This window comes from Nocardioides albus, assembly GCF_014648255.1.
GTDB classification, from domain to species: Bacteria; Actinomycetota; Actinomycetes; order Propionibacteriales; family Nocardioidaceae; genus Nocardioides; species Nocardioides albus.
Genome location: NZ_BMQT01000009.1, coordinates 150107 through 169545, shown reverse-complemented (window position 1 = coordinate 169545; position 19439 = coordinate 150107). Strand labels below are relative to the sequence as shown.

The following is a 19439-nucleotide window of genomic DNA, read 5'->3' as shown; positions in this document are numbered from 1 at the left end:
GATCTCCTTGATGCGGTGGGTCAGCTTGCGGTTGCGGCGGTGGTGCGTGCGTCGAGCCCGTACTGGGCGGGTGCGCCGAGGTGGTCGCGGAGCGTGGTGCCCTCGTAGTCAGTGTGGAAGAGGCCGCGTTCCTGGAGGACCGGGATGACTTCGTCGACGAAGGTGTCGATGCCGTCCTCGTAGATGTCGGGTGAGAACCAGAAGCCGTCGACGGCGCCGGATTCGAACCACTCGGTCATGTGGTCGGCGGTGGCGGAGGCCGGGCCGACGGGGGTGGGGTGGTAGTCGATCGCGCCGTGGCCGAGGATCTCGCGAATCGTCCATCCCTCCCGGGCGATCTCCAGGGCGCGTGGTGCCCGCGGGTCGAAGGGGCTCGGTCGTGCGGCTGCGAGCTGCTCGGGGGTCAGAGGGTCGTCGATCTGGTCCGGGGTGAGGCGGATGCCGAGCATCTGGCCGAGGTAGGGGACCCGGGCGGGGAAGGTGTGCACGCCGAGCTGCTTGCGCCGCTCGACCGCTTCGCGGACGGTGGGGGCGATGGCGGGCATGATGCCGGCGAAGAACTTGATCTCGTCAGGGTCGCGGCCGGCGGCCCGGGCGGCCTCGCGGGCGGCGTCGCGTTGGGCGCGGGCGTCGTCGATTGAGAACGTGGAGCCGATGACGCCGTTGGCGTAGCGGCCGGCGATGGTCAGGCCGTAGTCGCCGCCGCCGGCGGAGAAGATGACGGGCTGGCCCTGTTCGGAAGGTGGGATGGGGAGTGGGCCTCGGGAGGCGACGTACTCGCCTTGCATGTTGATGGGGTTGATCTTCGAGGTGTCGGCGTAGCGGCCGGTGGCCGTGTCGGTGATCCAGGCGTCACGTTGCCAGCTTCCCCAGAGCGCTTGGACGATCTGGATGGTCTCGTGGGCGCGCTGGTAGCGCACGGGCCGCTCGGCGATGGTTCCGCCGAAGTTCGCGGCCGCGTTCGGGTCGCTGGTGGTGGCCGGGTTCCAGCCGGCGCGACCGTGGCTCATCACGTCGAGCGCCTTGAACTGGCGGGCGATGTTGTAGGGCTCCATGAAGGTCGTCGACGCGGTCGAGACCAGGCCGATACGTTCGGTGCCGCGCGCAACCGCCGCCAGAGTCAGCAGTGGGTCGAGCGTCATCTGCGGGGCCTCATGGGTGAGGTCGCTGGACAGCGCCGGGGTATCGGGCAGGAAGAGGAACTGGAGCTTTCCGCGCTCGGCGGCCTGTGCGTAGCGCACCTGAGCATCGAAGTCGGAATAGTTCCTCGGGGCGACGCCTGGAGCACGCCAGGCGGTGACCTGGGAGCCGTATCCGTTGCCGAGCTGCATGCCGATGAGCATCTGGCGCTGGCTCATGCGTGTCCTTCCGAGCGTGATGGGCGGGTCCCTGCGCTAATCTGGAGAAGTTCTCCGGTACGAGTTCGACGATACGGAGAGGCTCTCCGGTATGCAAGTTGAAGGGAAGTGATCCTGGACATGGGCTCATCTGCCACCGGTCGTCAGCCGCGCACGGATGCGCAGCGCAATCGCACCCACATCCTCGAGGTGGCCGCCCAATGCTTCGCCGAGCTCGGGCTGGACGTCTCCATGAACGTCATCGCGAAGAAGGCCGAGGTGGGTCCCGCGACGCTCTACCGCAACTTCCCTACCAGGGATGCGTTGTTGTCGGCGGTTCTGGATGACCGTGGGCCCGACCTGGCGAAAGAGGCAGCCGTGATCGAGGCGGAAGAGGTGGATTCCCGTGAAGCGCTGGAGCGTTGGCTCGTCGCCGTCGCAGCATGGATGCGCGTCTATGAGGGCTTGCCTGAGCCGCTGCGTACGGCGCAGGCCGAACGCACGTCCCTGACGCCCCGGTGCGACGACGTCATCGCGACCACCGACCGTTTCCTGACGGCCGCCAAGCGTGACGGATATGCGCGGGCCGACGTGCGAGGTAGAGATCTCTATCTCGGTACGCTCGCCGCCGTCTGGGCAGCCGGCGCGATCTCGGCTGACGATGCGGTCGAGCCGAGGATCCGGGAGATGCTGCGGTCGGGATGGGCGATCGCCGGTTCCGGGGACTGAGAGTCCTCAAACCAGTGCCCGGTTCGGTTGACCGACTGCCTTATGCCGGGCTGCCGAGGAAGTCCGCTGCGACCGGGGCGAACGCTTCGTGGAACTGGAAGATCCCGCCGTGGCCAGAGTTGGGGTAGATGATCAGCTGGCTGCCCTTGATGCGGCGATGGAGGTCCTCGGAGAGAGCCGTGGGCACCATCCGGTCGTGGTCGCCGTTGGCGATCAGCGTCGGCATGGTGAGCGCCGACAGGTCCGACGGGGCGGAGCGACCGTACTTCTGGATCGCCTTCAGCTGGGTGCGCAGCGCCTTGATGGTGGCCGGCCGGTCACGGTCGACGGTGCGTTCTTGGAGCCGCTTGATGAAGGCCTTCGCGGCCGACTTCCCGGCCGCGTCGCGGTTGAAGAAGAGGAACTCCTTGGGGTCCGACCTGGTCAGCGTCGCGCGGAGAATGTCCCGGTAGGTGACCCCGGCGACCTTCTCGATGTCCTTGCCGCCCCTGGGCCCGGTGCCGGTCAGCACGAGCCTGCGGACCAGGCCGGGGTGCTCGAGGATCAGGTCCTGGGCGATCATGCCGCCCATCGAGAAGGAGAAGATGTCGATCTCCTCGAACCCGAGTGCCGCGATGAGCTCGTAGGCGTGATCGGCGGCTTCCTCGATGGTGCCGGGCACCTCTCCTGTCGAGGCGCCGACGCCGCGCTGGTCGAAGTTGATGACGTGTCGCTTCTCGGCGATGGGATCGACGATGCGCGGGTCCCAGTTGTCCAGCGTGGCCGCGAGGTGCACGAAGAAGACGACGGGTACGCCGCCCTTCGGGCCGAGCTCGCGGTAGGCGTACCTCACGTCGCCGACGGTGACGGAGCGGGTCGGGGCCTGCTCGTAGGAGGTGACGGCAGGCTCGCCGGGGGTGCTCATCGGGTCACCACGATCTTGCCGTTGGCCTTGCCCTGCTCGACGTACGCCATCGCTTCGATCGTGTCGGCGAAACCGAAGGTGCGGTCGAGGACCGGCTTGAGGATGCCGTCGTCGTAGAGCGCGGCGAGGGTCGTGAGCTGGGTGCCGTTGGCCTCCATGAAGAGGAACGAGTAGCGCACGCCTAGCTTCTTGGCGCGGGACCGGATCTTGCGGCTCAACAGGGCCATGACGGGCTTGAGGAGCGGCGTGCCTAGCTGGTCCGCCATGTGCGGGTCGGGTGGGCCGACCACGCTGATCGCCAGACCGCCAGGTTTCAGGACGGTCAGCGACTTCTCGAGGCTGGCGGTTCCGAGGGAGTCGAGCACGACGTCGTAGCCGGATATGACCTCGGCGAAGTTGGTGCTGGTGTAGTCGACGACCTCGTCGGCACCGAGCGCGCGGACCTTCTCGATGTCCTTGGTGGCGGCGGTGGTGGCGACGTGGGCGCCGAGGTGCTTGGCGACCTGGATGACGGTGGAGCCGAGGCCGCCGGCGCCGGCGTGGACCAGGACCTTCTGGCCGGGCTTGACGCTGGCCAGGCCGACCAATGCCTGCCAGGCGGCGAGCGCGACCAGGGGTACGGCTGCGGCCTCCTCGAACGACAGCGACCTCGGCTTGGGGGCGACGTCGTCGGAGTCGATGGCGATCTGCTCGGCGAAGGTGCCGATGCGCAGGTCGCGCGGGCGGGCGTAGATCTCGTCGCCGACCTTGAAGTCACGGACCTGCGACCCGACCTCGGTGATGACGCCGGAGACGTCGTGGCCGAGGGTGAAGGGCGGCTGGTACTTCAGCAGCTGCTTGAACTCGCCGTTGCGGACCATCTTGTCGAGTGGGTTGATGCTCGCGGCGCGGACGTCGACCAGGACGTCGCGAGGTCCGACCGTCGGCGCCGGGACGTCGGCTGCCTCGAGCCCGTCTGGACCGTAGTGGGTGACGACGAACGCCTTCATGGTGACTCCTGGGTGAGTGTTGTCGCGGGACCCGGACGGGCTCCCGCGATGGTGATGGCTTGGGTGTAAGCCGCGGCGAGGATGCGGTCGGAGAGCTCGGCGTCGGTGACGGCGCGAGCCAGCTGCAGGGAGCCGACCAGGAGCGTGAGGATGCCGATCGCGCGCTCGTCGGCCCCGTCGGTGCCGCCGGCGGCGAGGTGACGCGTGATCGCCTCGATCATCGAGCGGGCTCCGTCGGTGTAGGTCTGGCGGGTCGCCTCGCCGCAGCGGCCGATCTCGTCCAGGAGGGCGGCGGAGGGGCAGCCGCCGGCGGGATCGTCGCGATGCGCGGGGGAGAGGTAGTCGCGCAGGAAGGCTTCGACGGAGGCGAGCCCGGCGGGCAGCCCGTCCACGACGGCGACCTGATCGGTGAGCTGCTGAGTCACGACCGAGGCGACCAGGTCGTCCTTGGAGGCGAAGTGACCATAGAAGGCACCGTTGGTCAGCCCCGCGTCGGCGACCAGGGTCGCGATCCCGGATCCGTCGATGCCGTCGCTCTTGAACCGGCGGCCGGCGGTCTCGATCATCCGGCGCCGCGTCGCTTCCTTGTGCTCCGGGCTGTATCTCGCCATGAGGTGAATCTCCGTCCGGGGACTGTCAGAACCGTAACATTACGATCATACTATTATGATCGTAATGCAATCCGCAAAGTTCAAGCACCCGCGCTCCGCGGCAGGTGCCCGACGAAGGAGCAGGCCATGACGACCTGGGCGACCACTCCCAACAAGACGATCGATGTCGGCGGCACGTCGTTCGCCTATCGAGAGCTCGGCAAGCCCGGCGGCGTACCGGTGGTGTTCCTGCACCACTTCACCGCCGTCCTCGACGACTGGGACCCGCGCGTCCTCGACGGGGTCGCCGCGCAGCACCACGTGATCGCCTTCGACAACCGCGGCGTCGGCGCGACCGGCGGCCGGGTGCCGAACGACATGGAGGAGATGGGTGCCGACGCCATCGCCTTCATCCGCGCGCTCGGCCACGAGGAGGTCGACCTGATCGGCTTCTCGCTCGGCGGTGCCGTCGCCCAGATGGTCGCCCTCCAGGCGCCCGATCTCGTACGCCGCATGGTGGTCGCCGGCAGCGGCCCGCGCGGTGGCGGCGGCATCTGGAAGATGCCGTTCATCGTCGGTGGCGCCTACACCAAGGCGTTCCTGGCCCGGAAGGACCCGCGCCACTTCCTCTTCTTCCCGCGCACCACCGAGGGCAAGAGGGCGGCCAACGCCTACTTCGAGCGGCTCGCGGAGCGTACGACGGGTCTTGACAAGCCGATCTCCTCGCAGGCGCGCCTGGCCCAACTGCGCGCGATCACCAGCGGGGGGATGCATCCCGCCGACGACCTGGGGCAGATCAAGATCCCGGTCTTCGTCGCCAACGGTGACAAGGACCTGATGGTCGCCAGCGAGCACTCCAAGGACATGGCGGCCCGGCTGCCGGACTCCCGCCTGCGGATCTACCCGGCCTCCGGTCACGGCGGTGTGTTCCAGTATCACCACGAGTTCGTCCCCGAGGTCCTGGACTTCCTCGGCCCGAAGACCGGGTCTGCGGCCTGAGCGGGCAGCGATGAGCCGGCCGGACTTCGTGCGGCTGAGGATCTACTCCGCCGACAAGCGGTCGGCCAGGTCAGGCCTATAAAAGCGGACGGGCTGGCCTGTAAGCCGGGTTCTGTAGTCGGCGACCATCCATCTCGGACCATCGTTGCCGATGGCCTCTAGCAACCTACCCGCGCACTCGGGCGGACCGCCCTCCCAGTGAACTAACACCGTCGTACGCTGTCTGGTCTTGCTCCGGGTGGGGTTTACCTAGCTCCTCGTGTCACCACGAGGACTGGTGGGCTCTTACCCCACCGTTTCACCCTTACCGCTACCTGGAGGGTAGCGGCGGTCTGTTCTCTGTGGCACTGTCCCGCGGGTCACCCCGGGTGGCCGTTAGCCACCACCCTGTCCTGTGGAGCCCGGACTTTCCTCGACGTATCTCTACGACGCGATCGCCCGGCCAGCCCGTCCGCGATCAAAAGTCTAGTGGGCGGCGGGCTCGATGTGGGCATCTGGACCGGGGAAGACCAGCGACTCGTGGTCGCTGTCGCTCCAGCGTACGAGGTAGGGAGGGCTGCCGTCGGGGTGGCTGACCTCGATGATCTCGGCTTCTCGCGTGTGGTCCCCGACGTGCTGGCCCAGGACGACGAGGTGGTCACCTACTGATGCGTGCATGCGCGTTCACCTCCTATCCGTCACAATGGTGCTCCCATGGCGGGTGCGGATGGAATACCGCATGGGGGTACCGCGTTCGGAGGGTGTGATGACAGAGAACGAGTTCGAGTACGTGGCCCCGGCGGTCATCTTCCCGGGCCAGAGCGCCCACGAGGTGGCCTACCGGACAGCCCACGACCTGCTCTCGCGGCGCTTCCCGGTGGAGGCGCTGGAGATCCTGGAGCCGGCGCTGGAAGGCGACCCCGACAACTTCGGGCTGCGGAGCATGCGGGCATGGGCCTACATGCTGCGGGCCCAGCTCGCCAAGGCGGAGGCTGAGCTGCGCTGGCTCGTCGAGCGCGACCCCAGCGACGCCTGGAGCCAGCACTCGCTGGGTCGTGTCCTGGAGCGCCAGGACCGCCTCGAGGACGCGCTCGGACCGCTGCGCCTGGCGGCCGTGATGAGCGACGACTACGACCATCACGCAGCCGTCTACCGCGTACGCAACCGGCTGGCGCAGCGCGAAGGATGACCCGGGTGACGGGACGACCACGGCGATGGCAGGGTGGGGGCATGGAACCTGACACCACGACCCTCAACGCCGAGCAGGTCGCCCAGGAGCAGCTCGCCGGCTGGACGTACGACACGAGCGGCGAAGCCGACAGCATCGTCGCCCGCGTGGAGACCGGTGACTTCGTCACCGGTCTCGCGCTGGTCAACGCGATCGGGGCGAAGGCCGAGGAGGCCAACCACCACCCCGACATCGACCTGCGCTACCCGTACGTCGAGATCCGGCTCACCAGCCACGACGCCGGCGGCGTCACCAGTCGAGACATCGCGATGGCGAAGGTGATCAACGGGCTCTCGGCGGAGAGCTCGCTCTGACCTCATCGCCCCTGACGGGACGGTAGGTTGGTGCCATGAGCGACGAGCACGCTGGCGAGTACTACTACTGCCTCATCCACAAGACCGTCGAGCCGTACGAGGGCTGCAAGGCCAAGGACCGCCTCGGCCCCTACGCCTCGCACGCCGAGGCCTCCCAGGCGCTGGAGAAGGTTCAGGAGAACAACGAGCGCTGGGAGAAGGAAGACAAGGCCTGGGAAGGCGACGCGGGCACCGAGTCCGAGTGAGCCGACCGAGCTGAGCCTCAGCGTGGGGTGACGCGAAGCAGGACGTCCTCGCCACCGCCGTTGTCGGAGGTGACGAGGAGGTCGCCGTCGGCCGCCAACGAGACCGTACGCAGTCGCCCGTGGTCCTGCATGACCTCGGGCGACCGGTCGTCGGTGAGCTTCCCGGACTCGTCGAAGGCGAGGATCCGCAGCTCCTGGTCCTTGAGCACGGCGACCGCGAGCGCTCCGCCATAGGCACCCCACCGGTCCTGGACTGGGATGAAGGTGCCACCACCGGTCGCGACGGTCGGGTTGCCGGAGGCCCAAGCGGCCTCGATCTGCTTGCCAGGAAGATCCTGATCCGTCATCGGCGCCGACTCGTCGTAGCCGGAGCCCGGGTTCCAGCCATAGTCCCCACCCAACGTGATCTCGTTGACCTCGTCGTCGCGGTCGGGCCCGTGCTCGATCGCCCAGACGGTGCCGTCGGCGCGCTGCGCCAACCCCTGCACGTTGCGGTGCCCGAACGAGGTGATGTAGCGCCGCGGGCCCTGGTCACCTGCCCACGGGTTGCCCGGCCACGGCTCGCCGGTCTCCGGGTCGAGCCGCAGCGTCTTCCCGCCCAGGGAGTCGAGGCTGCGCGGGTTCTCCTCGTTCGCCGCGTCGCCGGTGCCGACCCACAGCGCCCCGTCGGCGCTGATCAGCAGCCGGCAGCCACCATGCCGCCCTGATGAGGTGGGGAAGCCGTCGATGAGCGCCCGCTCCTGGCTGGCGCGGGTCAGTCCGGCGTCGAGGGTCCAGGAGATGACACGTACGTCCTCACCACCGTTCCACCCCTGGCAGGTGTAGATACGGCGGGTCTCCTCGAAGCCGGGGTCGATCTCGAGCCCCATCAGGCCGGTCTCGCCGGAGACCCAGATGTCGCTGTCCCCGAACGGGATCTCGCGCCGCTCCCCGTCCTTGACCAGCGAGAGGACCGCCCGCTCCCGCTCGGTGACCAGGAACCGTCCCGCTCCGATGTCGGCGACGTCCCAGGGATGGTCGAGCTCGTCGTTGACGACCTCGACGTCGAGCTCAGGGACCCGGTCGGAGACCGGCAGCAACGCGGGCGGCGCCGACGTGCTCGCGCTCGGGGATGCGCTCGCCGAGCCCGACGGGTTCAGCGGCGGGGGAGTGGAGGCCGGGTCGGAGTCACCGGCGCAGGCCGCGGTCGAAAGCCCGAGAGCGATCACGGAGGCGAGGACCATGTCAGCGCGCATGGTGCCGACGGTACTGGCCAGATGGGCTTTAGGGTGTGCGCTTGTGACGAAGGTGATCAGAGCGATGCGCGACCATCCGTCCGCGGTACTGCTGCTCGGACAAGTCGTGGCGATCCTGGCCTACCCCTTCCTCGACGGCTCCACCGCGGGCCGCGCGGGGCTGGGCGTGCTGCAGTTGCTGCTCCTGCTGGCAGCGGTCGCGGCCGTACGCCTCACCCCGGCCTTCTCCTGGGCCGCCTGCATCTTCGGCGGCCCGGCGACGATCTTCGCGGTGTGGGAGTCGGTCGCTCCCAACGAGGGCTGGGTCGTGTTGGCCTCGGCCTTCTTCCACGTCCCGTTCTATCTGTTCGTCTCCTACGCGATGATCCGCTACCTCTTCCACGACGACGTGGTGACCCGAGACGAGCTCTTCGCGACCGGGGCGGCGTTCACCGTGGTGGCCTGGGCCTTCGCCTATCTGTACGCCGCTGTCCAGGTGATCTGGCCCGGCTCCTTCGGCGACCACCGGCAGTGGTTCGACCTGCTCTATCTCTCCTTCACCACGCTGACCTCAGTCGGCCTCTCCGACATCGTGCCCGTGCTTCCGCACGCCCGCTCGGTCGTGATGATCGAGCAGATCGCCGGGGTCTTCTACGTCGCGATGGTCGTCGCCCGCCTGGTCGGCCTGGCCGCCGCCAGGACGCGCCGCTTCTAGGAGTTCCGCGGACAATCTGGGCCGACCCCGAGCCGGCGAACGGCCCAGATTGACCGCTACATCGGAGCGGACCCTCAGAAGGTGTGCTCGGGACCGGGGAAGGTCGAGCCCTTGACGTCGGAGATGTAGGCCTCGGCGCCCTCGGACAGGACCGACTTCACGTCGGCGTACTGCTTCACGAAGCGGGCCATCTTGCCGTCGCGCATGCCGAAGGCGTCCTGCCAGACCAGCACCTGGCCGTCGCAGTCGGGGCCGGCGCCGATCCCGATCGTGGGGATCTCGAGCTCCTTGGTGATCTGCGCGGCGACGTCGCCGGGGACCATCTCCATGACGACCGCGAACGCGCCGGCCTCCTGGACGGCCTTGGCGTCATCGATGATCCGGTCGGAGGTGTCGCCGCGACCTTGGACGCGGTAGCCGCCGAGGACGTGCTCGGACTGCGGGGTGAAGCCGATGTGGGCGATGACCGGGATGCCGCCCTCGACCAGCTTCTTGATCACCGGAGCCATCTCGGCGCCGCCCTCGAGCTTCACGCAGTGGGCGCCGGCCTCCTTCATGAACCGCACGGCAGTCAGGTAGCCCTGCTCCGGCGAGGCCTGGTAGGAACCGAACGGCAGGTCGCCGACGACCATCGCCCGCTTCACGCTGCGCGAGACCGCGCGGGTCAGCGGCAGCAGCTCGTCCACGGTCACCGGAAGCGACGTCTCGTTGCCGAGGACGTTGTTGGAGGCCGAGTCGCCGACGAGCAGCAGGTCGACGCCGGCCTCGTCGAAGATCTGGGCGGAGTACATGTCGTAGGAGGTGAGCATCGTGATCTTGTCGCCACGATGCTTCATCTCGCGAAGATGATGCGTGCGCACCTTGCGTACGGGCTTGGCCGGCGCGTTGCCGCCAGGGCCGGTGCCGTAGGGCGCGGTCTCCTCAGCAGAGGGGTTCGTGCTCATCATCGAGCCTTTCTGGTGTCATCTCGCAGCTCCCTGATGGAGTCCACGGACTACTCCCAGCGTAGGTCCAGATGTCCTGTGCGCGCTGTGGCGGTGATCACGTTCGCCGCCCGCGCAGCCTCACAGTCGGTCGAAGGGTGCCGCGTAGGTGAACTTCCCTCGGACGGACGAGTCGTACGCCGCCAGCGGCCGCGCCTGGAAGTAGTCGCCCCACGCGGGGTCGGGCGCGTCGATGCCGAGGCTCGACGCCGGCACGAAGCCGAACCGCCCGTAGTAGTCCGGTGATCCCAGCAGCACCACGACCGGCTCGCCCAACGCGTCGGCTCCACCCAGGACCGCGTGCATCAGGGCCGAGCCGACTCCGTCCCGCTGACGATCAGGGGACACGCTCACCGGTCCGAGGCCGAGCGCAGGCCGGCCGGCGAGGTCACCGCTGGTGCACACCACATGGCCGACTACCTTCCCGTCCACCTCGGCGACCAGCGACAGCTCCGGGATCCAGCCGGCGTCGTCGCGCAGCCACCCCACCAGCGTCGCCTCTCCTGGCACTCCATCGGCCTCGACCGGTGGAGCCGAGTGCTCCACGTCGGCAAAGGCCGCGGCGGTGACCGCACGGATATCGGCTACGTCCTCGGGACGCTCACGTCGGATCAGCACGGGGCCACGCTAGCCGGGACGACAGTATCGGCGCTCCTGGTTATGGCCGCTCGAGGGCCGCTCCGGCGAAATCCCAGGTGCGCCCTGGAGCGATCGCAGTGGATGATCAGCGCCGTGATGGAGACAGATGCCGGCTGGTTCGCCGAGAAGCCGACGCTCGTCGGAAGCGCGGTCGTCCTGCGGCCGTTCCTCGATGGCGATGTCGACACGATGGCGCGGATCCTCGCTGACCCTGAGGTGCTGAGACTGACCGGGTCGGTCCACGGCGACACCGAGGCCGCGGCGACCGACGCGGCGAGCGCGGTTCCGGACGAGCAGCTGCGAGAGTGGTACGCCACCCGCGACGACCAGCCGGATCGACTCGACCTCGCGATCGTCGACCAGAAGACCAGCATGCTCGTCGGCGAGGCGGCCATCAACGAGGTCGACACCAGCAACCGCTCGGCGAACTTCCGCATCCTCATCGGCCCCGAGGGCCGCAACCGTGGCCTCGGCACCGAGGCCACCCGCCTGATCGTCGACTACTGTTTCCGCACCACGGCGCTGAACCGGATCGAGCTGTGCGTCTACGCGTTCAACCCGCGGGCGCAGCGTACGTACGAGAAGGCCGGGTTCAGCGTCGAGGGCGTCCAGCGAGAGGCGCTTCGATACGACGGCGGCTACGTCGACGCCATCGTCATGTCCCGTCTGCGTTCGGAGCACCTCGGCGGATGAGCGGACCCACTTTCGAAAACTGTCCGCGAAAGTCGTTCAGAAACGGTTGAAAGTCGCTGGCAGGCGGCACTAGCATCCGGCGTGACGCGCATCACAATTCATTCGGCGTCCCGACGTTCGGAGTCTCGATGTCTCACACTTTCCCCTCACGCCGCACGCGGACCCGCCTCGCCCTCGGGTCGGCCGTCCTCGGGGCCGCCGCCCTGTGCCTGGGCGGTCCGGTCGGAGCAGCCGCTGCGAGTCCTGCTGGGACAGCGTCGGCGACCATGACCTGTCCGGCACCCGATGCCCGTTCGAGCGTGGTCTTCCTCGATCTCGACAGCGGCGTCGCGAACAGCGCCCTGAGCTCCGGCTGCACCGTCAACGACGTCATCGACGACGAGCGGACGTGGCCGACTCACGGGGCCTTCGTGACGCACGTACGCAGCGTGACCGCCGAGCTGGTCGCCACCGGTGAGGTGACGCAGGCCGAGGCCAGCAAGCTGCAGTCGGCTGCGGCCCGCTCGCAGGTCGGGAAGGTCGAGGGGTACGACGTGCTCTTCGACGGCTCGGCCGGCTCCTTCGACGACTGGGCCTACGCCGGCGACGGCGGGTTCGACCTGATCTCGGACGGCACCATCCGCAGCCGCGCCGGAGCAGGTGGCGGGTTCGGAACCCTCTGGTATCCGGAGAAGGAGTTCGGCGACTTCTCGCTGCGACTGCAGTTCCGCGACGACGCCCCGGGTTCGGCCCGCGGCAACAGCGGCGTCCAGGTGCGCTTCCCCGAGCTGTGGGGCCCGGTCGAGGGATGCCCGACCACGTTCAACGGCGGCGAGACCGGCAACCTCTCCTGGATCGCGGTCAACTGCGGCCACGAGATCCAGGTCAACGACTCGCCCGAGGGTGGCAGCAACGACCCCCGCAAGACCGGCTCGATCTACGGCTTCGCGGATCTCGACCTGGCCCAGGCGCGACCGACCCCGAAGGGCACCTGGAACGACCTCGAGATCCGCGTCGTCGGGCAGCACTACACCGTGATCCGCAACGGCGTCGTGATCAACGAGTTCGAGAACCTGCCCGGGCTGCCGTTCCCCGGTCGTCCGAACGACCCTGACTCCAGCAGCCGAGGACTGATCGGTCACGTCGGGATCCAGGCGCACGGCAGCACCCCGGACGTGGTGTCCTACCGCAACGTCCGTATCCGCGACCTGTCCTGAGGTCGTACGCGGTCGGCGGCGGGGCATCGGGTGACTGGGTGGCCAGACCCTAGACTCGGGGTGTGGACTTCTACTCCGCCTACTCCCACGGGTTTGCACGGATTGCTGCGTGCACCATCCCGATCTCCGTCGCCGACCCGGCCGCCAACGCGCGCGAGGTGATCGCGCAGGCTCGCGAGTGCTCCGACGAGGGCGTCGCGGTGGCGGTCTTCCCGGAGCTGTGCCTCTCGGGCTACTCGATCGACGACCTCGTTCTGCAGCGGACCCTCCTCGATGCCGTACGCGCCGCGATCAGCGCGATCGTGGTGGCCTCCGAGGAGCTGCTGACGGTGATCGTCGTCGGCGCCCCGCTGCGCCATGGCGACCGGGTGCTCAACACCGCGGTCGTGATCCACGGCGGCGAGGTGCTGGGCGTCGTGCCCAAGTCCTACCTTCCGAACTACCGGGAGTTCTACGAGAAGCGCTGGTACGGCACCGGCCACGATGTCGACGGCACCATCATGCTCGGCGGCGAGGAGGTGCCGCTCAGCAACGACCTGCTCTTCCGGTGCACCGACGTCAAGGATCTCGTCTTCCACGTCGAGATCTGCGAAGACATGTGGGTCCCGGTGCCGCCGAGCGCCAAGGCAGCGCTGGCCGGGGCGACCGTCCTGCTCAACCTCTCCGCCAGCCCGGTCACCGTCGGACGCTCCGATGCGCGCCGCCTGCTGGTGCAGTCGGCGAGCGCGCGGTGCGCGGCGGCGTACATCTACACCGCCGCCGGGCCGGGGGAGTCGACGACCGACCTGTCGTGGGACGGGCAGACGATGGCGTACGAGCTCGGCGACCTGCTGGGTGAGACCGAGCGGTTCCCCGACGGCCCCAGAAGGACCGTGGTCGACGTCGACCTGGAGCGGATCCGCGCTGAGCGGATCCGGCAGAGCACCTTCGACGACAACCGCCGGGCTGACGGGGCCTACCACTCCGAGATCGAGTTCGAGCTCAGTCCGCCGCTGGTCGGTGGCGGGCTGCGGCGCAAGGTCGACCGGTTCCCGTTCGTCCCCGACGACCCCGAGAAACTCGCGCTGGACTGCTTCGAGGCCTACAACATCCAGGTCTCCGGGCTGGAGAAGCGACTCCAGTCGATCGGCCCGGACACGAAGATCGTCATCGGCGTCTCCGGCGGCCTCGACTCGACCCATGCGCTGATCGTCGCGGCCAAGGCGATGGAGCGGCTCGGCCGCCCGACGAGCGACATCCTGGCGTTCACCATGCCCGGGTTCGCGACCTCGGACGACACCAAGTCCAACGCGATCAAGCTGATGGAGGCGCTCGGCACGACCTACGAGACGCTCGACATCCGGCCGACGGCGACCCAGATGCTCAAGGAGATCGGCCATCCTGCCGGCGACGGCGAGCCGGTCTACGACGTGACGTTCGAGAACGTCCAGGCGGGGCTGCGTACGGACTTCCTCTTCCGCATCGCCAACCAGCGCGGCGGCATCGTCCTCGGCACCGGCGACCTCTCCGAGCTCGCGCTCGGCTGGGCGACCTACGGCGTCGGTGACCAGATGTCGCACTACAACGTCAACGCCGGCGTACCGAAGACGCTCATCCAGCACCTGATCCGCTGGGTGATCACGACCGAGCAGTTCGACGGCGCCGCCGACGAGGTCCTCCAGGAGATCCTCGACCAGGAGATCTCGCCCGAGCTCGTGCCGGGGGAGGAGCTGCAGTCGACGGAGCAGAAGATCGGGCCGTACGCCCTGCAGGACTTCACCCTCTTCCACACCGTGCGCAACGGCTTCACCCCCTCGAAGATCGCCTTCCTAGCGTGGAACGCCTGGCACGACGTCGACGCCGGCGAGTGGCCCCCGGGGTTCCCGGAGGCAAAGCGGACCGCGTACGAGATGAAGGAGATCCGCGCCTGGCTCGAGGTCTTCGTGAGGCGCTTCTTCGCCAACCAGTTCAAGCGCTCGGCCCTCCCCAACGGTCCCAAGGTCTCCAACGGCGGCACCATGTCGCCTCGCGGCGACTGGCGGATGCCCTCGGACGCCTCCCCGGCAGCCTGGCTCGCCGAGATCGAGGCCAGGGTTCCTGTGGAGTAGTTGACTCTCACACAGTGTCAGGCGATGGGCTGAACGTGTCATGTTGAGTATCGGAGACTTCGCCCGCTTCGCCGGGGTGTCGGTGCGCATGCTGAGGCACTACGACTCCCTCGGTCTGCTCTCGCCGTCCCGCGTCGACCCGCACAGCGGCTACCGGTTCTACGAGCCCGCACTGCTTGCCCGGGCCGACGCGCTGGTGGCGTTCAGGTCGCTGGGCTTCTCGCTCGAGGAGGTCGGCGATCTGCTCGATGAGGGCCGTACGCCGGCCGAGCTCGCCGCGCTGCTGCAACGGCGCCGCGACGAGCTGCGATCGCAGATCGAGGCCGACGGCCGGCGCCTCGGCGAGGTGGAGCGACGTCTTCGACTGTTGGAAGGAGACGCCATGTCCACTCTCACCTACACCGAGAAGCCGCTCGCGGCCCTCACCCTCACCCAGCTCACCGACCGCGTCGACGAGACCGCAGAGGTCGGGCAGCGGGTCGGCCCGCTCTTCGGGCGCGTCTACGGTGCGTTCGCGGCCGCCGGTATCGAACCGTCCGGTCCGGCGATCGGCTGGTACGACGCCGTCGGAGACGGGATGAGCTTCGGCGCCGGAGCCGACCTCGGCGGAAAGCGCGTCGATGGGCTGGAGGTCGGCACCCTGCCGGCCTGCGACCGCGCGGTCACCGCCATCTACCGCGGTCCGATGACGCGGATCGGTGAGGCTTGGCAGGAGCTGGCCCGCCACGTCACCGACTCCGGTCTGGAGTTCGCCGGCCCGTGCCGAGAGATCTACCTCGAGATGCCGGATGACGCTGATGCCTGGGTCACCGAGCTGCAGCAGCCGGTGAAGTAGCGAGGGGCGGAGGCCGGCGATGAATGCGGGAGCGCGGAACGCGGAGTAGCGATAGCGTCCGCAGTATGTCGTCGAAGAGCGCGGTCTGGGCCGTCGTGCATGCCGAACGCCAGGCGTTGATCAACGATCTCGGGGTGATCGCGCCCGCGCAGTGGGGGACACCATCGCTGTGTGTCGGCTGGAGCGTGCACGACGTGCTCGCCCACATGTTCGACGTCGCGACGACGACACGGCTCGGGTTCGTACGCCGCATGATCGCCGCTCGCGGCGACTTCGACCGCGACAACCAGACCGGCGTCGATCGGGAGCGCGCCGACGATCCGGCCGAGACCTTGGCGGCGTTCCGCCGGGTCGCCGGTCGGACGGCGACCCCGCCGGCCCCGCTCGCCACCCGCCTGGTCGAGGAGTTCGCCCACGGCGAGGACATCCGGCGGCCCCTGGGCCTCCAGCGCGACTACCCGGTCGAGCACGTCGCCACGGCGCTGCACTACCTGGCCAAGACCTCGCAGAAGTGGGGCGGCGGCAAGGAGCTAGCCGAGCGCGTACGTCTCGTGGCCACCGACGCCGACACGGCGATCGGGACCGGTCCTGAGGTCCGCGGCAGCGCGATCGCGCTCGTGCTCGCGCTGTCCGGCCGCCCGGTCTGGCCAGGCGAGCTCACGGGACCGGGGGCGGCCGTGATGCCCACGGCCTCACGGTGAAGAAGATAGCTTCACTCAAATCAAATAAAGCAAATACCTTCATATCACCAGAATGAAGGTATGATCTACGCATGGCTTCTGTGGCGACCGTGATCGGCGACCTCGTGGGCTCGCGCACCAAGGCTGACCGCGCGAAGGTCCACGCGGTGTTCGCCGAGGCCGTCGAGGAGATCAACGAGAGGTGGCAGCCGATCACGCCGCTGCGGATCACGGTCGGCGACGAGTACCAGGGAGCCTTCGGGACCGTCGGCGCCGCGATCCAGGCCACGTTCCGGCTGCGGATCGCGCTCGAGCCCGTGGTCGGCGTACGCCACGGCATCAGCTGGGGCGCCACCCGGGTGCTCAGCGACGACCCCCGGGTCGAGGACGGGCCGGGGTGGTGGTCGGCGCGGGCGGCGATCGAGGCGGCGGAGAACGCCGAGAACAAGGCGGCATCCCGCAGCGTACGGACCTGGTATCAGCCGGCGGAGGACGCGGGCGGGCCGGACCCGGCCGCGGTCAACGCCGCTCTGGTCTCGCGCGACGAGCTCTTTTCTCGCCTGGATCGATCCTCGGTGTCGGTGCTTTCTGGCATGCTCTCCGCCATGCCTCAGAAGGCCATCGCCGCCGAGCTCGACATCACCCCCTCCGCGGTCTCCCAGCGCGTCCGCCGCGACGGCATCGCCGTGATCGTGCGCGCCGACGAGCTGTTGGGAGGGGTCAGATGAGTTGGATAGCCCTGCTGCTGATCGGGGTCGGCACGGTCGACTTCGCCCACTCGATCATCGATCCGTTCAAGCGGATCCGCTGGGTCCCCGAGGCGATCGGGGCAGCCGCGGTGATCGCTTTCGGCCTGCTCTCGGCTCTCTTCGGAGGTGACCTGGCGGCGGTGATCGTGATCGCCGGGATCGCCGTGCTGTGGGGCTTCCTGGCCCACCCGCCTCAGGGCGCGGACAAGAACCCCCATCCCGGGATCCCGCTGGCCCTGCTCGGCGGAGCGATCTTCGTCGGGATCCTGCTGGCCCCGGTGGCCGGTGAGGTCGGCGGACCGGTCGCCGCGTGGGCGGAGCAGGCGCCCTGGGTCTGGGTCGAGGCGGCGCGCCCCGAGGCGGTGCTGCTCGTCTTCGGCGGCCTGCTGGTCCAGGTCTCGACCGGCAACGTCGTGGTGCAGCTCGTCCTCGACGTCGCCAAGGTGGCCAACCCGCTCGACGGCGTCGACGGCAACAATCTCAAGGGCGGCCGGCTCCTGGGCCCGCTCGAGCGACTGACGATCTTCGGGCTAGGCCTCACCGGCAACCTCGCCGCCGCCGGCCTGGTGGTCGCGGCCAAGGGCCTGATCCGCTGGCCGGAGCTGCAGTCGTTCCGCGGTGAGCACGAGGGGCCGAGCATCAACGACGTGACCGAGTACTTCCTGGTCGGCAGCTTCGTCTCCTGGATGACCTCGCTGGTGACCCTCGCCTTGGTCATCACCTAGATTTCGGTGTCATGACTGTGGGTAAGGCTCTTGGGCTCCTGGTGGCCGCCGTGCTCCTCCTGGCCGGAGGAGCACTGGCGCTGACCGGCATGGGCTATCTCGGCGGAGGCGGCACGAGCACCGCCTGGTCGGTCCTCGGAGCGGCCCTGGCGGGGTTCGGGGTGGCGCTGGTGATCTCGATCTTCAGAGGTCCCGGCCGCTGACCGTGGCGCGGAGATCCCGCCTGTAACGTCCGACCGTTAGTGTTCACGCATGGGCAAGCAACAGGACTTCGTGCTCCGGGCACTCGAAGAGCGGGACGTACGTTTCGTGCGGCTGTGGTTCACCGACGTGCTCGGCTATCTGAAGTCGGTCGCGGTGGCGCCGGCCGAGCTCGAGAGCGCCTTCGCCGAGGGCATCGGCTTCGACGGCAGCGCGATCGAGGGGTTCGCCCGGGTCACCGAGGCCGACATGCTGGCGCTGCCGGATCCGAGCACGTTCCAGATCCTGCCGTGGCGTACGGACGGCCCGTCCACCGGACGGATGTTCTGCGACATCGTGATGCCCGACGGCTCGCCGTCCTACGCCGACCCGCGCTATGTGCTCAAGCGCACCCTGTCCAACGCAGCGGAGAAGGGTTTCACCTTCTACACGCACCCCGAGATCGAGTTCTACCTCTTCAAGGACAAGCCGGTCGGCGGTGTCGAGCCGGTCCCGGTCGACTCCAGCGGATACTTCGACCACACCGCCCAGTCGATGGGCGCCGACTTCCGGCGCGAGGCGATCACCATGCTGGAGGCGATGGGCATCTCGGTGGAATACAGCCACCACGAGGGCGGCCCGGGCCAGAACGAGATCGACCTGCGCTACGCCGACGCGCTCAGCACCGCCGACAACATCATGACCTTCCGTACGGTCGTCCGCGAGGTCGCGCTGAGCCAGGGCATCTGGGCCAGCTTCATGCCCAAGCCGTTCACCGAGCACCCGGGTTCGGGCATGCACACCCACGTGAGCCTGTTCGAGGGCGATGCCAATGCCTTCTACGAGCCGGGCGCCGAATACCAGCTCTCCAAGACCGGCCGCAGCTTCATCGGCGGCGTGCTGCGTCACGCCCCGGAGATCACCGCGGTCACCAACCAGTGGGTCAACTCCTACAAGCGCCTGATCGGCGGGGGAGAGGCCCCGGCTCACGTCGCGTGGGGCCACAACAACCGTTCCGCGCTGGTCCGGGTGCCGATGTACAAGCCGCTCAAGGGCCAGTCGACCCGGATCGAGGTCCGCACCCTGGACGCTGCCTGCAACCCCTACCTGGCCTTCGCGGTGATCCTGGCGGCGGGCATGAAGGGCATCGAGGAGGGCTACGAGCTTCCTCGCGAGGCCGAGGACGACGTGTGGGCGCTGACCGAGCGCGAGCGGAAGAGCCTCGGCATCGACCCGCTGCCGGAGAACCTCGACGAGGCGATCGGGGTGGCCGAGGACTCCGAGCTGCTCGCCGAGACGCTGGGCGAGCACGTCTTCGACTTCTTCCTGCGCAACAAGCGCGCGGAGTGGGCCGCCTACCGTGAGCAGGTGACCCCCTACGAGCGCTCCAGGATGCTGCCCGTCATCTAAATAGGTTGCGCTGTCAACC

Annotated in this window: 23 protein-coding genes and 1 other RNA gene; 15 read left to right on the top strand and 9 right to left on the bottom strand. The window is 68.6% G+C overall.

Annotation, left to right across the window (positions count from 1 at the left end; all coding sequences use genetic code 11):
• Nucleotides 1–20: 20 nt before the first annotated feature.
• On the bottom strand, nt 21–1358 hold the full coding sequence (locus IEY84_RS19530; RefSeq protein ID WP_183546034.1) for an NtaA/DmoA family FMN-dependent monooxygenase: 1338 nt from the start codon (nt 1356–1358) through the stop codon (nt 21–23).
• 108 nt (nt 1359–1466) lie between these two features.
• Here IEY84_RS19530 and IEY84_RS19525 point away from each other — a divergent pair, with 108 nt between their 5' ends.
• On the top strand, nt 1467–2066 hold the full coding sequence (locus IEY84_RS19525) for a TetR/AcrR family transcriptional regulator (RefSeq protein WP_221208854.1): 600 nt from the start codon (nt 1467–1469) through the stop codon (nt 2064–2066).
• Nucleotides 2067–2106: 40 nt separating this feature from the next.
• Here IEY84_RS19525 and IEY84_RS19520 read toward each other — a convergent pair whose 3' ends face one another.
• From IEY84_RS19520 to IEY84_RS19510, 3 genes are read right to left on the bottom strand one after another with little or no spacing between them, the layout of a single operon-like run.
• Nucleotides 2107–2970, bottom strand: coding sequence for an alpha/beta fold hydrolase (locus tag IEY84_RS19520; RefSeq protein ID WP_183546026.1), 864 nt, complete (start codon nt 2968–2970; stop codon nt 2107–2109).
• Complete coding sequence (locus IEY84_RS19515) at nt 2967–3959, bottom strand: NADP-dependent oxidoreductase (RefSeq protein WP_183546024.1); 993 nt, start codon at nt 3957–3959, stop codon at nt 2967–2969. The genes IEY84_RS19520 and IEY84_RS19515 overlap by 4 nt, the downstream gene beginning before the upstream one ends.
• Entirely contained in the window at nt 3956–4570 is a 615-nt protein-coding gene (locus tag IEY84_RS19510) for a TetR/AcrR family transcriptional regulator (protein WP_183546022.1), read from the bottom strand. Before IEY84_RS19510 ends, IEY84_RS19515 begins: the two co-directional genes overlap by 4 nt.
• A gap of 126 nt (nt 4571–4696) precedes the next feature.
• Here IEY84_RS19510 and IEY84_RS19505 point away from each other — a divergent pair, with 126 nt between their 5' ends.
• Nucleotides 4697–5548, top strand: a complete 852-nt coding sequence (locus IEY84_RS19505; protein ID WP_183546020.1) for an alpha/beta fold hydrolase — start codon at nt 4697–4699, stop codon at nt 5546–5548.
• Between the two features lie 85 nt (nt 5549–5633).
• On the opposite strand, the gene rnpB is transcribed toward IEY84_RS19505, so the two are convergent.
• An RNA gene (gene rnpB, locus IEY84_RS19500) (RNase P RNA component class A) lies at nt 5634–5998 on the bottom strand.
• Nucleotides 5999–6013: 15 nt separating this feature from the next.
• On the bottom strand, nt 6014–6205 hold the full coding sequence (locus IEY84_RS19495; protein ID WP_183546018.1) for a DUF1918 domain-containing protein: 192 nt from the start codon (nt 6203–6205) through the stop codon (nt 6014–6016).
• An 88-nt stretch (nt 6206–6293) separates the two neighbouring features.
• Between IEY84_RS19495 and IEY84_RS19490 the strand changes: the two genes are divergently transcribed.
• The 3 genes from IEY84_RS19490 to IEY84_RS19480 are packed head-to-tail and all read left to right on the top strand — an operon-like array spanning nt 6294 to nt 7314.
• Nucleotides 6294–6716: a tetratricopeptide repeat protein gene (locus IEY84_RS19490; RefSeq protein WP_229788842.1), complete on the top strand. Its 423-nt coding sequence runs from the start codon at nt 6294–6296 to the stop codon at nt 6714–6716.
• A 41-nt stretch (nt 6717–6757) separates the two neighbouring features.
• Entirely contained in the window at nt 6758–7069 is a 312-nt protein-coding gene (locus tag IEY84_RS19485) for a 4a-hydroxytetrahydrobiopterin dehydratase (RefSeq protein WP_183546016.1), read from the top strand.
• Nucleotides 7070–7104: 35 nt separating this feature from the next.
• Entirely contained in the window at nt 7105–7314 is a 210-nt protein-coding gene (locus IEY84_RS19480) for an SPOR domain-containing protein (protein WP_183546014.1), read from the top strand.
• A gap of 17 nt (nt 7315–7331) precedes the next feature.
• On the opposite strand, the gene IEY84_RS19475 is transcribed toward IEY84_RS19480, so the two are convergent.
• Nucleotides 7332–8549: a PQQ-dependent sugar dehydrogenase gene (locus IEY84_RS19475; protein WP_183546012.1), complete on the bottom strand. Its 1218-nt coding sequence runs from the start codon at nt 8547–8549 to the stop codon at nt 7332–7334.
• 43 nt (nt 8550–8592) lie between these two features.
• Between IEY84_RS19475 and IEY84_RS19470 the strand changes: the two genes are divergently transcribed.
• The gene (locus IEY84_RS19470) at nt 8593–9243 is read left to right on the top strand and encodes a potassium channel family protein (RefSeq protein WP_229788841.1); all 651 of its coding nucleotides are present in this window, start codon (nt 8593–8595) and stop codon (nt 9241–9243) included.
• A gap of 74 nt (nt 9244–9317) precedes the next feature.
• Here the strand turns inward: IEY84_RS19470 and panB are convergent, their stop codons facing one another.
• Nucleotides 9318–10190, bottom strand: a complete 873-nt coding sequence (gene panB, locus IEY84_RS19465; protein ID WP_183546010.1) for a 3-methyl-2-oxobutanoate hydroxymethyltransferase — start codon at nt 10188–10190, stop codon at nt 9318–9320.
• Nucleotides 10191–10307: 117 nt separating this feature from the next.
• Nucleotides 10308–10844: a GNAT family N-acetyltransferase gene (locus tag IEY84_RS19460; RefSeq protein WP_183546008.1), complete on the bottom strand. Its 537-nt coding sequence runs from the start codon at nt 10842–10844 to the stop codon at nt 10308–10310.
• 117 nt (nt 10845–10961) lie between these two features.
• On the opposite strand from IEY84_RS19460, the gene IEY84_RS19455 reads away from it, so the two are divergent.
• The 9 genes from IEY84_RS19455 (at nt 10962) to IEY84_RS19415 (ending at nt 19420) form a co-directional block, all read left to right on the top strand.
• Entirely contained in the window at nt 10962–11558 is a 597-nt protein-coding gene (locus IEY84_RS19455; RefSeq protein ID WP_183546328.1) for a GNAT family N-acetyltransferase, read from the top strand.
• A gap of 128 nt (nt 11559–11686) precedes the next feature.
• Nucleotides 11687–12754: a 3-keto-disaccharide hydrolase gene (locus IEY84_RS19450; protein WP_183546006.1), complete on the top strand. Its 1068-nt coding sequence runs from the start codon at nt 11687–11689 to the stop codon at nt 12752–12754.
• Nucleotides 12755–12816: 62 nt separating this feature from the next.
• On the top strand, nt 12817–14841 hold the full coding sequence (locus tag IEY84_RS19445) for an NAD(+) synthase (RefSeq protein ID WP_183546004.1): 2025 nt from the start codon (nt 12817–12819) through the stop codon (nt 14839–14841).
• A gap of 40 nt (nt 14842–14881) precedes the next feature.
• Entirely contained in the window at nt 14882–15676 is a 795-nt protein-coding gene (locus IEY84_RS19440) for a MerR family transcriptional regulator (protein ID WP_189129315.1), read from the top strand.
• Nucleotides 15677–15741: 65 nt separating this feature from the next.
• Nucleotides 15742–16377: a maleylpyruvate isomerase family mycothiol-dependent enzyme gene (locus tag IEY84_RS19435; protein WP_183546000.1), complete on the top strand. Its 636-nt coding sequence runs from the start codon at nt 15742–15744 to the stop codon at nt 16375–16377.
• Between the two features lie 71 nt (nt 16378–16448).
• Complete coding sequence (locus tag IEY84_RS19430; RefSeq protein WP_183545998.1) at nt 16449–17084, top strand: SatD family protein; 636 nt, start codon at nt 16449–16451, stop codon at nt 17082–17084.
• Complete coding sequence (locus IEY84_RS19425) at nt 17081–17830, top strand: hypothetical protein (RefSeq protein ID WP_183545995.1); 750 nt, start codon at nt 17081–17083, stop codon at nt 17828–17830. The genes IEY84_RS19430 and IEY84_RS19425 overlap by 4 nt, the downstream gene beginning before the upstream one ends.
• An 11-nt stretch (nt 17831–17841) precedes the next feature.
• Nucleotides 17842–18033 carry a hypothetical protein gene (locus IEY84_RS19420; RefSeq protein WP_183545993.1) on the top strand — a complete coding sequence of 64 codons (192 nt, stop codon included), beginning with the start codon at nt 17842–17844 and terminating at the stop codon, nt 18031–18033.
• Between the two features lie 49 nt (nt 18034–18082).
• Nucleotides 18083–19420 carry a glutamine synthetase family protein gene (locus IEY84_RS19415; protein ID WP_183545991.1) on the top strand — a complete coding sequence of 446 codons (1338 nt, stop codon included), beginning with the start codon at nt 18083–18085 and terminating at the stop codon, nt 19418–19420.
• Nucleotides 19421–19439 lie beyond the last annotated feature (19 nt).

Excerpts from the sequence above, each read along its gene's own strand:
- IEY84_RS19530 (WP_183546034.1), bottom strand. The coding sequence starts at position 1,358 with ATGAGCCAGCGCCAGATGCTCATCGGCATGCAGCTCGGCAACGGATAC.
- IEY84_RS19520 (WP_183546026.1), bottom strand. The coding sequence starts at position 2,970 with ATGAGCACCCCCGGCGAGCCTGCCGTCACCTCCTACGAGCAGGCCCCG.
- IEY84_RS19515 (WP_183546024.1), bottom strand. The coding sequence starts at position 3,959 with ATGAAGGCGTTCGTCGTCACCCACTACGGTCCAGACGGGCTCGAGGCA.
- IEY84_RS19510 (WP_183546022.1), bottom strand. The coding sequence starts at position 4,570 with ATGGCGAGATACAGCCCGGAGCACAAGGAAGCGACGCGGCGCCGGATG.
- IEY84_RS19505 (WP_183546020.1), top strand. The coding sequence starts at position 4,697 with ATGACGACCTGGGCGACCACTCCCAACAAGACGATCGATGTCGGCGGC.
- IEY84_RS19495 (WP_183546018.1), bottom strand. The coding sequence starts at position 6,205 with ATGCACGCATCAGTAGGTGACCACCTCGTCGTCCTGGGCCAGCACGTC.
- IEY84_RS19490 (WP_229788842.1), top strand. The coding sequence starts at position 6,294 with ATGACAGAGAACGAGTTCGAGTACGTGGCCCCGGCGGTCATCTTCCCG.
- IEY84_RS19485 (WP_183546016.1), top strand. The coding sequence starts at position 6,758 with ATGGAACCTGACACCACGACCCTCAACGCCGAGCAGGTCGCCCAGGAG.
- IEY84_RS19480 (WP_183546014.1), top strand. The coding sequence starts at position 7,105 with ATGAGCGACGAGCACGCTGGCGAGTACTACTACTGCCTCATCCACAAG.
- IEY84_RS19475 (WP_183546012.1), bottom strand. The coding sequence starts at position 8,549 with ATGCGCGCTGACATGGTCCTCGCCTCCGTGATCGCTCTCGGGCTTTCG.
- panB (WP_183546010.1), bottom strand. The coding sequence starts at position 10,190 with ATGATGAGCACGAACCCCTCTGCTGAGGAGACCGCGCCCTACGGCACC.
- IEY84_RS19455 (WP_183546328.1), top strand. The coding sequence starts at position 10,962 with ATGGAGACAGATGCCGGCTGGTTCGCCGAGAAGCCGACGCTCGTCGGA.
- IEY84_RS19450 (WP_183546006.1), top strand. The coding sequence starts at position 11,687 with ATGTCTCACACTTTCCCCTCACGCCGCACGCGGACCCGCCTCGCCCTC.
- IEY84_RS19440 (WP_189129315.1), top strand. The coding sequence starts at position 14,882 with ATGTTGAGTATCGGAGACTTCGCCCGCTTCGCCGGGGTGTCGGTGCGC.
- IEY84_RS19435 (WP_183546000.1), top strand. The coding sequence starts at position 15,742 with ATGTCGTCGAAGAGCGCGGTCTGGGCCGTCGTGCATGCCGAACGCCAG.
- IEY84_RS19430 (WP_183545998.1), top strand. The coding sequence starts at position 16,449 with ATGGCTTCTGTGGCGACCGTGATCGGCGACCTCGTGGGCTCGCGCACC.
- IEY84_RS19425 (WP_183545995.1), top strand. The coding sequence starts at position 17,081 with ATGAGTTGGATAGCCCTGCTGCTGATCGGGGTCGGCACGGTCGACTTC.
- IEY84_RS19420 (WP_183545993.1), top strand. The coding sequence starts at position 17,842 with ATGACTGTGGGTAAGGCTCTTGGGCTCCTGGTGGCCGCCGTGCTCCTC.
- IEY84_RS19415 (WP_183545991.1), top strand. The coding sequence starts at position 18,083 with ATGGGCAAGCAACAGGACTTCGTGCTCCGGGCACTCGAAGAGCGGGAC.